Annotated in this window: 10 protein-coding genes; 5 read left to right on the top strand and 5 right to left on the bottom strand. The window is 46.7% G+C overall.

Annotated elements, in window-relative coordinates; genetic code table 11:
- Positions 1-176: 176 nt before the first annotated feature.
- The 5 genes from rplU to JCM16496_RS05205 all read left to right on the top strand — a co-directional run bounded on the left by rplU (position 177) and on the right by JCM16496_RS05205 (position 6507).
- Positions 177-494 carry a 50S ribosomal protein L21 gene (gene rplU, locus JCM16496_RS05225; protein ID WP_005828892.1) on the top strand — a complete coding sequence of 106 codons (318 nt, stop codon included), beginning with the start codon at positions 177-179 and terminating at the stop codon, positions 492-494.
- A gap of 22 nt (positions 495-516) precedes the next feature.
- Positions 517-786 (top strand): 50S ribosomal protein L27, encoded by a 270-nt coding sequence (gene rpmA, locus JCM16496_RS05220; protein WP_005828893.1) that lies wholly within the window; start codon positions 517-519, stop codon positions 784-786.
- Between the two features lie 141 nt (positions 787-927).
- Positions 928-2202 carry a serine--tRNA ligase gene (gene serS / locus JCM16496_RS05215; protein ID WP_025832806.1) on the top strand — a complete coding sequence of 425 codons (1275 nt, stop codon included), beginning with the start codon at positions 928-930 and terminating at the stop codon, positions 2200-2202.
- Between the two features lie 245 nt (positions 2203-2447).
- On the top strand, positions 2448-4754 hold the full coding sequence (locus tag JCM16496_RS05210; RefSeq protein WP_025832804.1) for a bifunctional dihydroorotate dehydrogenase B NAD binding subunit/NADPH-dependent glutamate synthase: 2307 nt from the start codon (positions 2448-2450) through the stop codon (positions 4752-4754).
- A 106-nt stretch (positions 4755-4860) separates the two neighbouring features.
- Positions 4861-6507 carry a S41 family peptidase gene (locus JCM16496_RS05205; RefSeq protein ID WP_025832802.1) on the top strand — a complete coding sequence of 549 codons (1647 nt, stop codon included), beginning with the start codon at positions 4861-4863 and terminating at the stop codon, positions 6505-6507.
- Between the two features lie 387 nt (positions 6508-6894).
- Here the strand turns inward: JCM16496_RS05205 and JCM16496_RS05200 are convergent, their stop codons facing one another.
- From JCM16496_RS05200 to panC, 5 genes are all read right to left on the bottom strand, one after another.
- The gene (locus JCM16496_RS05200) at positions 6895-7719 is read right to left on the bottom strand and encodes a M48 family metallopeptidase (RefSeq protein ID WP_128809458.1); all 825 of its coding nucleotides are present in this window, start codon (positions 7717-7719) and stop codon (positions 6895-6897) included.
- Positions 7720-8203: 484 nt separating this feature from the next.
- Positions 8204-8503: a tellurite resistance TerB family protein gene (locus JCM16496_RS05195; RefSeq protein ID WP_244440254.1), complete on the bottom strand. Its 300-nt coding sequence runs from the start codon at positions 8501-8503 to the stop codon at positions 8204-8206.
- Between the two features lie 5 nt (positions 8504-8508).
- Positions 8509-8646 carry a hypothetical protein gene (locus JCM16496_RS23045; protein ID WP_209441605.1) on the bottom strand — a complete coding sequence of 46 codons (138 nt, stop codon included), beginning with the start codon at positions 8644-8646 and terminating at the stop codon, positions 8509-8511.
- Positions 8647-9107: 461 nt separating this feature from the next.
- Positions 9108-9461 carry an aspartate 1-decarboxylase gene (gene panD / locus JCM16496_RS05190; RefSeq protein ID WP_005823568.1) on the bottom strand — a complete coding sequence of 118 codons (354 nt, stop codon included), beginning with the start codon at positions 9459-9461 and terminating at the stop codon, positions 9108-9110.
- Positions 9462-9529: 68 nt separating this feature from the next.
- Positions 9530-10372, bottom strand: coding sequence for a pantoate--beta-alanine ligase (panC, locus tag JCM16496_RS05185; RefSeq protein ID WP_128809457.1), 843 nt, complete (start codon positions 10370-10372; stop codon positions 9530-9532).
- Between the last annotated feature and the right edge of the window lie 213 nt (positions 10373-10585).

The following is a 10585-nucleotide window of genomic DNA, read 5'->3' as shown; positions in this document are numbered from 1 at the left end:
ACTCTTCATACGGCTCAGGCGGGAAAAAGACGGATAAAAAAAACGAAAGAACATTTGCCCATTTAGAATAAAAAGAGTACTTTTGTGCCCGATTATTCCGCACCGGGTTCGACCAAGTGCTTTCTAAGTGATTAGAGACCACCCGACGGAGCTAACTTATACATTATATATAAGAAATGTACGCAATTGTAGAAATCAACGGTCAGCAATTTAAAGCAGAAGCTGGCAAAAAGCTGTTTGTACACCACATCCAGAATGCAGAAAACGGTGCAACAGTAGAGTTTGACAAGGTTCTTTTGGTAGACAAAGACGGCAACATCACCGTAGGTGCTCCCACAGTAGAGGGTGCAAAGGTTGTTTGCCAGGTCGTATCAAACATGGTAAAAGGCGATAAAGTTCTCGTTTTCCACAAGAAAAGAAGAAAAGGTTATCGCAAGTTGAACGGTCACCGTCAACAATTCACAGAGTTAACAATTACAGAAGTAGTAGCTTAATCAATTAAAACAGTAAGAAGAAATGGCACATAAAAAAGGTGTCGGTAGTTCTAAGAACGGCCGCGAATCACAGAGTAAGAGATTAGGCGTTAAGATATTTGGTGGCGAAGCTTGCAAAGCAGGCAACATCATCGTTCGTCAAAGAGGTACTGAATTCCACCCGGGTAACAACATCGGTATGGGAAAAGACCACACTCTTTTCGCTTTAGTAGACGGAACTGTACAGTTCAAAGTGGGCAAGGAAGACAGACGTTCAGTTTCTGTTATCCCTGCAGAAAATGCAGAAGCATAAGTTTCCGAACAAGAAATAAGGAAAAGGGATGCAATCCGAATGGGTTGCATCCCTTTCTTTTATGTCAAAAGCAACACTTTATTTGTTTTTTCCATATCTTTGCACTCACAAAACCGAATAACATAAAAACAAGTATAAGATATGCTTACCATCAAACAAATTACAGAAAACACCGACGCGGTTCTCCGCGGACTGGAAAAGAAGCACTTCAAGAATGCGAAAGAAACCATCGAACAAGTGCTGGACTTCAATGACAAAAGAAAAGCCAATCAAACCATCTTAGATAAAAACCTGGCAGAAGCCAACTCACTCTCCAAATCCATCGGGCAACTGATGAAGGAGGGCAAGAAAGAAGAAGCAGAAGCCGCCAAAAGCCGCGTGGCCGAGCTGAAAGAAGTCAACAAGGACTTACAAGCCAATATGGACCAGGCTGCCAACGATTTGCAGACTTTACTTTATACCATCCCCAACGTTCCCTACGACAGCGTGCCCGAAGGCGTAGGTGCCGACGACAATGTGGTAGAGAAAATGAGCGGTATGGAAACCGAACTGCCCAAAGACGCCCTGCCCCACTGGGAACTGGCCAAGAAATATGACTTGATAGACTTTGACCTGGGTGTAAAGATTACCGGTGCCGGCTTCCCCGTATACAAAGGCAAAGGCGCACAACTGCAACGCGCACTCATCAACTTCTTCCTGGACGAAGCACGCAAGTCCGGCTATACGGAAATAATGCCGCCCACAGTGGTGAACGCCGCTTCCGGCTACGGCACGGGACAGCTGCCCGATAAGGAAGGGCAAATGTATCATTGCGAGGTGGACGACCTCTACCTGATTCCTACCGCCGAAGTCCCCGTAACCAACATCTACCGCGATGTGATTCTGGACGAAAAGCAGTTGCCCATCAAGAACTGTGCATACACGCAATGTTTCCGCCGTGAAGCCGGTTCATACGGAAAAGACGTACGTGGCCTGAACCGCCTGCACGAATTCTCCAAAGTGGAACTAGTACGCATCGACAAGCCGGAACACAGCAAGCAATCCCACCAGGAAATGTTGGACCACGTGGAAGGACTGCTTCAGAAACTGGAACTGCCGTACCGCATCCTGCGCCTTTGCGGTGGTGACATGAGTTTCACGGCCGCCCTCTGCTTTGACTTCGAGGTATATTCCGAAGCACAGAAGCGTTGGCTGGAAGTAAGCTCCGTCTCCAACTTCGACACTTACCAGGCCAACCGCCTGAAATGCCGCTACCGTACAGCAGAAAAGAAGACAGAACTCTGCCATACGCTGAACGGCTCTGCATTGGCACTGCCACGCATCGTTGCTGCATTGCTGGAAAACAACCAGACACCAGAAGGTATCCGCATCCCGAAAGCGCTGGTACCGTATACCGGATTCGAGATAATTGACTAAAAGCTACATCTTTTATGCTATAAAAAAAGAATAAGACAGATGACCACAGATAATTGTTGCTATGAATAATTAATCTGTGGTCATCTGTCTTATCTGTGTTATCTGTGTGCCATCCCCCCCTCAACTCCCCCACCTTCATCATTTTTTCCATCCCCTTTCTTTGTTATTAACAAATAACCCGTATATTTGCAAAACATAACATTCTGACAGTAATTACGTTATTATACCAACAAAATTATTAGATAATGAATAAAATCATTAGCAAAGAACATTTTTCAGAAAAGGTCTTCAAGTTAGTCATTGAAGCACCACTAATAGCCAAATCACGCAAGGCAGGACACTTTGTCATTGTGCGTGTAGGCGAAAAAGGCGAACGTATGCCGCTTACCATTGCAGAAGCCGACCCGGTAAAGGGAACTATCACGCTGGTGGTTCAGGAAGTCGGACTCTCCTCTACCCGTCTTTGCGAACTGAACGAAGGCGATTACATTACGGATGTTGTCGGCCCGTTGGGACAAGCCACTCACATCGAGAACTTCGGAACCGTGGTCTGCGCCGGAGGTGGCGTAGGCGTAGCTCCCATGCTCCCTATCGTGCAAGCGCTGAAAGCTGCCGGTAACCGCGTCATCACCGTGCTGGCCGGACGCACCAAGGAACTCATTATCCTTGAAAAAGAGATGCGCGAAAGTTCCGACGAAGTCATCATCATGACCGACGACGGCTCTTACGGACGCAAAGGCCTGGTGACGGAAGGCGTGGAAGAGGTCGTCAAGCGCGAGAAGGTGGACAAATGCTTCTGCATCGGCCCTGCCATCATGATGAAATTTGTTTGTTTGCTGACAAAGAAATACGAAATCCCCACGGATGTATCCCTGAATACGATTATGGTAGATGGTACCGGCATGTGCGGTGCTTGCCGAATCACCATCGGAGGAAAGACCAAATTCGTATGCGTGGACGGTCCTGAGTTTGATGGGCACCAAGTGGACTTCGACGAGATGCTGAAACGCATGGGGGCCTTCAAGAGCATCGAACGCGAGGAGATGCACAAACTGGAAGAACACCACACTTGCCAAGCTACAGGCGAAGATGCGCAAGAAGCTGACGAGAAGAGCCGCAACGCTACCTGGCGCCAGGAGCTGCGCAAGTCGATGAAACCGAAAGAACGTACCGCCATACCCCGCGTGGTAATGAACGAACTGGATGCGGAATGCCGCTCACACAGCCGCAAGGAAGAGGTAAACCAAGGCTTGACGAAAGAGCAGGCGTTGACCGAAGCCAAGCGTTGCCTGGACTGTGCTAATCCGGGTTGCACGGAAGGCTGTCCCGTAGGTATCGACATCCCCCGCTTCATCAAGAACATTGAGCGCGGAGAATTCCTCGAAGCTGCCAAGACACTGAAAGAAACCAGCGCACTGCCTGCGGTCTGCGGTCGCGTCTGTCCGCAGGAAAAGCAGTGTGAATCCAAATGTATACACCTGAAGATGAACGAGAAACCGGTAGCCATCGGTTATCTGGAACGCTTTGCCGCCGATTACGAACGGGAGAGCGGGCAAATCTCCGTACCGGAAATCAAGGAAAAGAACGGCATCAAAGTTGCCGTCATCGGTTCGGGTCCCGCTGGTCTGTCATTTGCCGGAGACATGGCGAAGTATGGCTATGACGTTACCGTTTTCGAAGCACTGCATGAGATTGGCGGTGTATTGAAATACGGCATTCCGGAGTTCCGCCTGCCCAACAAAGTGGTGGATGTGGAGATTGACAACCTTGCCAAAATGGGAGTGGAATTCGTCAAGGACTGCATCATCGGCAAGACGCTCAGCGTGGAACAGCTGGAAGAGGAAGGCTTCAAGGGTATATTCGTAGCTTCCGGCGCCGGACTGCCCAACTTTATGAATATCCCCGGCGAGAACTCCATCAATATCCTCTCGTCCAATGAATACCTGACCCGTGTCAATCTGATGGATGCCGCCAGCGAGGACTCCGACACTCCGGTTCCTTTCGGCAAATGCGTAGCCGTGATAGGTGGTGGAAATACAGCCATGGACTCCGTGCGTACCGCACGCCGTCTCGGTGCAGAGCGTGCCATGATTATCTACCGTCGTTCGGAAGAGGAAATGCCGGCACGTATCGAGGAGGTAAAACATGCCAAGGAAGAAGGTGTGGAGTTCCTGACCCTCCACAACCCAATCGAGTACATTGCCGACGAACAAGGAAAAGTGAAACAAGTGGTGCTTCAGAAGATGGAACTGGGTGAACCCGACGCTAGCGGACGCCGCAGTCCCGTACCCATCCCCGGAGCCACGGAAACCATCGACATCGACCTTGCCATCGTCAGCGTAGGCGTATCTCCCAACCCGATTGTCCCAAGCTCCATCAAGGGACTGGAATTGGGCCGGAAGGGAACGATTGCCGTCAACGACAACATGCAGTCGTCCATCCCGACCATCTTTGCCGGAGGCGACATTGTCCGCGGAGGCGCTACCGTAATCCTTGCCATGGGAGACGGGCGAAAGGCGGCAGCGGCAATGAACGAACAACTAAAAAAATAAGAATCTGTCATGAAAGGTGGAGACATACGAACTCCACCTTTTTTATTCTACTGCAACCTCTCCCTCTACTTTCCCCGTCTAACATACAACTTAATATTTCAAGAATATGAAACGTATTTATCTATCCCTCCTTCTCTGTCTGGCTTCCCTATTGGCAAGCGCCCAAGAGCCCCTAAACGGGGATTCCCTTGCTTCAGACTTTCGGTATCTGGTAAAAGAACTGGCAGCAACCCATCCCGACCCTTACAGCGGCTTCGGAGGAAAAGTATTCTTCTACGAACAAGCTTTCCATCTGGAGAACGAGTTACGCCGGACTCCCGGTACGAAACAGACCTTTTTTGACAAGGTAAGCATTTTCCTATCCAATCTGCAAGACGGACACACCTACCTTTTACCTCCCACAGCCAATCAACAAGCAAATCAGCGTTACCTGGCACTGGAAGTACGCACCATTCCCGACGGCATTATACTTCAAAAAATCCCTGAAACGTACAAAGACTTGTTAGGTAGCCGTATCACAACCATCAACGGAGATTCTTTAGAAGAGGTACTGGCCCGCACTGCCGCTATCCAAGCCAGTGAAAACCTATATGACCGTTATGCCAATCTATGCAGGTCCATGCCTACGGAACATTTCTTGAGACAGCTTTTCCCTGAAATGAAAGACAACCTTCACCTCTCACTTCTTACTCCCGACGGCAAATCAAGAGGATTAACCCTTCCCTTATTGTCAAGGCAGGAAGTGCAAAACACACCCATGCAACACAATAACAGTTGGAAAGCTCATACAGACAAACAACTGGCCTATCAATTCATAGACAACGACAAGCAAATAATGCTCATCAATATCAACAGTATCATGGCACGGGATAATTTTGAGTATATGCAAAAACAAGGGCTGAAAGATTTATACCGGCAAATAGAATTCTATTATCAGGATATCCTGAAACAAGATATGCCCGCCGATACCCTGCAGGCCATTCGGCAACTCCCGTCCCTTTCCGAAGTTTTCGCCCATATGCTGAAAGAGATGAAGAAGGAGGCCTCCTCCACCCTCATCATAGATTTGCGCAACAATAGCGGCGGCTGGACTCCGATTGTCCTACCCACACTCTACCAACTGTTCGGCGACCGCTTCCTGCAAACGGATATGGATATAGAATTCTATCGTATCATCTCTCCCCTCTACATGCAAAAGCTACAGACAAACTTGCAGGATTTCAACCAAGCATACGGAACAGACTATGTCTACGGCGACTACACTTTTGGTACGGACGAAGCAGACACCACAAACATAGAACAACGACGGACCGACTTCATCGAGAACTGTATGTCCAGTGTGCCGGAAGAACTGAGAAAGCAACAAGGAAAGGCGCTCTATACTCCGGAACACATTTACGTCATTACCAACGAACGTACCTTCAGTGCAGCTTTCCACTATACTTTCTATCTGTGGAAAATGGGTGCTACCCTTGTAGGAATACCCAGCGGGCAAGCCCCCAATACCTATATGGAACAAACCTTATTCCGGCTACCCTATACCGGCATGCAAGGCTCTATCTCCAACTCCATACAAATATGCTTTCCGGGCAAAGACCGGCGTGCCCACACACTTTATCCGGACTTGATGCCTACCTATCAGGATTACCAAAGATATAATTTCGATGTCCAAACTGAGATTCTGTATTTACTTGACAAGATTAAATCGGCTCCTCATTCTCATACGAACCCTGCGGAGAAGAATCAGAAGTAAAAACAAAGCCCCGTTTACAGATAAATTGCAAACGGGGCTTTATTTCCATATTTCAATAAAGAGGGATATTCATTAAGTATAAAGAATCTATTAGAAGAAGTCTCAGGCCTCTTCCGGAACATCGTGACCAAAAGGAGAAGATTTTAGGTCAGAGAGAAAAAATAGATAATAAAAATGGCATATGAGATGATATTAGCAAGTCATCTTCATATGCCATCTTACTGTTTAAAGACATTTACTGAATGTCCCGAAAATGCTTGCGAAAAGAGAATGGAAGATGTCTTCCATCTCTTTTTCGCAAGCATTTTCCATGTGTCACCACCCATAAACGACAATGAGATTAGTCCATTGGGGAGACAAAGTTACACGTAGCTATATACGACCCGGTCACTTGGCTGTTTCGGGCATCGTATTTGCAGGTTTTTCAATGCCCTCACTTGTGGCACGTTCTTCCATACGCTTGATACGGACATCCAGATCAGGGTGGGTGGAGAATAATTGATTCAACTTACTGCTTTTCTGCGCCCCGGCTTCTTCCTGCATCTTTTTCAACCTTTGAAATGACAACGCCATAGCCCAAGGATTCTTGCCCGCCTTTTTCAGGAACTCATAACCGTAATCATCGGCTTCACGTTCTTGTTTTTGTGAGTAAGTGGCATTAACCAACGCCTCTCCCAAATCCCCCAACTGAGATTCGGTTAAAGCCGCCGCTTTTCCTCCCTGCGACGAAACGCCATCTTTTAACGCAGATGTCAGCAAGGCAGTACGGAAACCGTCTTTTGAGTCCCTGTGCGCCACATGACCTATTTCATGGCCAATCACTCCCAGCAACTCTTCATCGGTCATAATATCCATTAACGAAGAAAAGACACGTACACTGCCGTCTGCGCAAGCAAAAGCATTGACATCAATCACATAATACACTTTGAAGTTCAAAGGTATTCCATCTGCATCGGTCAATCCCTCTGTCAGTTTTTTCAAACGGATTGTATATGGATCGTCATCCGCACAAACCTGGTTGTGTTTATCCATCCAATCTATGTACTCTTTCACATACTCAGCCATCTGCTTATCAGTCAAGGTTACTGCCTTTACGGCCTTTATGCCTCCGCTCAATGCTTTCTTTACGTTAAACTGAGCCATTACGGGCGTTACTCCTGCCAAGCATAGCAGCATAAGGGCTGCTCTGAATATCCCAATCTTAATTTTCATGTTTTCGTTTTTTATAATTACTATTACTAAAAAGAGACAAAACACACCAAACGCCCACGCACTCCCCCATATAAAGCCTTCTTCCGAAGGTATCACCACCTCCTCAGTACGGTCAGGGCAATACCACAACGAGATTTCACTCCCCTGCAGTATAAAAGGATTGTGCAATTGCATCCTTACATGGGTCTTGTAAAGTTCTGTGGCATATTGAATGCGCGCTGTACGCTTGTAGTATGCTCTTCGGTGACGATATGTCCTTTCCGTTTTCAAATGCGTTACGACCCCTATGGCATGTTCCATTTTATTTGATTTATCATACAAGCCATAAAGATTGTACGACCCTGCCACAAACGAGACACTGCCTATAAGAAACAGTACACATAAAATAAGCTTTGATTTCATACCAAGCCACCTTTTCTTAAAAAAGGAAAGAAGCCAATGAAGCAAGAATTGTTTCAGCTAACTTCAATTCCAAGCAAGCAAATTATGCCTTGTTCTTGATAATCATAACCTCTATGATGGAAATAGCTGTTTTTTCAGGAATAGACAGGGCTTCTGCCAATTGATTGATAATCTCTTTTTCTTCCTCTTCAAGAACACCGTCTGCAAGAGCTATATCCACGGCACAAGCAAAAGCTGTGAGTTTCAAGTCGTCAGAAAGGTTTTCGGTTGAAGCTTTCACCAAAGCACCTGCACCGTCTTTCTTTAAAATCTTGAATAATTTGTCGAATAGCTTGTCAAAAGCCGGACCGGAAAAATTGTCGTATAATCTAAGACGACGAATGTAGCTTACAATACCTGCCCATTCCGATTCTGCGATACTGCCGTCCGCACCTGCATTGCAATGGCAATTCCGGCAAAAGCCTCTTGTTGGGTCAACTTGGTTTCTTCTGGTGCAACTTGGAAAATTTTATCAAAAAGTCCCATAATTTATTTCTCTGCCCTCGATTCCTATGAGCATCTAATTAAACCACAAAGCGTGGAACCGTACGCTCCACTTCTATATATAAGCCCTGAGAAGACCTTTAGAAACAGATGTAGAAATAACATCCCCACACTATACGTGAAGGCCATTACGACCTTTATTGTTCCCTTTGTTTGAACGTTTTTCAGGCTTCGTATACACAAGATGAGAACATAACGCCTCGATATTTCTAATATGTATTGGACGGAATTTACTCAATCCGAATGCAAAATTACAGAAAAATGTAATAATCCAGTCTATACAGGTGAAATATTTTGTTTTTCCCTGACTTATCCTATATTGCCCACGGGAGTTGTCGGGAGTTAGGGCTTCGCCCCTTCCGTTGAACTCCGGATAAAACAAAGCCCCGTCTACTGATAACAAATCGCAAACGGGACTCTGTTTTCATATTTCAATAATGAGACTACTTCACCACCTTGTTCGTTGCCGGATCGGGGAAAATCACCGTCGGCTTGAACGACTTGGCTTCTTCAAAGTCCATTAGCGCGTAGGACATGATGATAACGATGTCATCAGGTTGTACCTTGCGGGCTGCCGCACCGTTCAGGCAAATCTTGCCGGAGCCACGCTCGCCCTTGATAATGTAGGTTTCAAAACGTTCACCATTATTATTGTCGGCTATATACACCTTCTCGCCGGCAATCATGTTGGCGGCATCCATCAAATCTTCATCAATCGTTATACTTCCCATATAGTTCAGGTTCGCTTCCGTGACACGGGCACAATGGATTTTCGACTTCAGCACTTCAATCATCATACATTTACAATTTTATGATTTACAATTTACAAATCTCTTGCCAGCCTAACTGTTTGGGGCAATCAAAGTCATTGGTACTTGATGTTGTCGATCAGACGGACTTCCCCACAGAACACCGTGATACAACCCACAGCGTATGAGGTTTCCTCCCAATCGGCAATCTTCTGCAAGGTATTGCCGTCCACCAGCTCAAAGTATTCCAAGCGCAATCCGGGGACGGCTGCGATGGTGTCTTCCACAAACTTCTGCGTCTCAGCTACCGTATGTGAGGCTGCAAAGGTACGACTTTCAAATAAAGTCTGCGAAATTTTCAGTGCATTTTTACGTTCTTCGGCAGACAAACGGGCATTGCGGCTGCTCAAAGCCAACCCGTCTTCCTCACGCACAATCGGACAGCCTACAATCTCCAAAGGATACTTCATCTGGCGGACCATCTCGCGGATAATTGCCAGCTGCTGGAAATCTTTCTCACCGAAGTAGGCACGATCCGGCTGCACAGCATCAAACAGTTTGCTCACAATCTGGCAGACGCCATTAAAATGCCCCGGACGGAATGCCCCTTCCATCACTGTGTCCAGCGGCGCATAGCTGAAATGGCGGGTATCCGGTTCCGGATACATCTCCTCCACTGAAGGTGCAAAGACAAATGCCGCTCCACACTCCTCCAGCAGACGGCAATCAGCCTCCGGCGTACGGGGATATTTCACTAAATCATTCTTGTCATTAAACTGGGTCGGATTTACAAAAACGCTTACTACGGCAGCGTCATTTTCTGCCACACAACGTTTCACCAATGAGGCATGACCGGCATGCAAGGCACCCATCGTAGGTACCAGACCCACCTTCTTTCCCTGGGCTCTCAAAGCCGAAAGTCCGGCCTGCAAGTCCTTGATAGTATGTACTATTTCCATTTTAATCGGTTATATAATAACTTGGTTGTTCGCAAAAGCGGTGCAAAATAAACCATTATTTAGCATATAAAGAAGAAATATCGCAAATTAATGCAAAACTCAGTACACTTTTCGACAATTCCAGAAGCAGCTGTATCACTGAATAACAAGCAGTTAACAATTCATAAGGAATTATAGACGGGCTCCGTTTGCTTTATTGCCCGATTTTTTTTA

This window comes from Bacteroides rodentium JCM 16496 (genome assembly GCF_000614125.1).
Taxonomy (GTDB): Bacteria; Bacteroidota; Bacteroidia; order Bacteroidales; family Bacteroidaceae; genus Bacteroides; species Bacteroides rodentium.
The sequence above is the reverse complement of the archived record's forward strand: the minus strand, read 5'-3'. Positions and strand labels throughout refer to the sequence as shown.

What these genes read in the sequence shown, in the direction of transcription:
- rplU (WP_005828892.1), top strand. Translation starts at nt 177, where the DNA reads ATGTACGCAATTGTAGAAATCAACGGTCAGCAATTTAAAGCAGAAGCT.
- rpmA (WP_005828893.1), top strand. Translation starts at nt 517, where the DNA reads ATGGCACATAAAAAAGGTGTCGGTAGTTCTAAGAACGGCCGCGAATCA.
- serS (WP_025832806.1), top strand. Translation starts at nt 928, where the DNA reads ATGCTTACCATCAAACAAATTACAGAAAACACCGACGCGGTTCTCCGC.
- JCM16496_RS05210 (WP_025832804.1), top strand. Translation starts at nt 2,448, where the DNA reads ATGAATAAAATCATTAGCAAAGAACATTTTTCAGAAAAGGTCTTCAAG.
- JCM16496_RS05205 (WP_025832802.1), top strand. Translation starts at nt 4,861, where the DNA reads ATGAAACGTATTTATCTATCCCTCCTTCTCTGTCTGGCTTCCCTATTG.
- JCM16496_RS05200 (WP_128809458.1), bottom strand. Translation starts at nt 7,719, where the DNA reads ATGAAAATTAAGATTGGGATATTCAGAGCAGCCCTTATGCTGCTATGC.
- JCM16496_RS23045 (WP_209441605.1), bottom strand. Translation starts at nt 8,646, where the DNA reads ATGGGACTTTTTGATAAAATTTTCCAAGTTGCACCAGAAGAAACCAAG.
- panD (WP_005823568.1), bottom strand. Translation starts at nt 9,461, where the DNA reads ATGATGATTGAAGTGCTGAAGTCGAAAATCCATTGTGCCCGTGTCACG.
- panC (WP_128809457.1), bottom strand. Translation starts at nt 10,372, where the DNA reads ATGGAAATAGTACATACTATCAAGGACTTGCAGGCCGGACTTTCGGCT.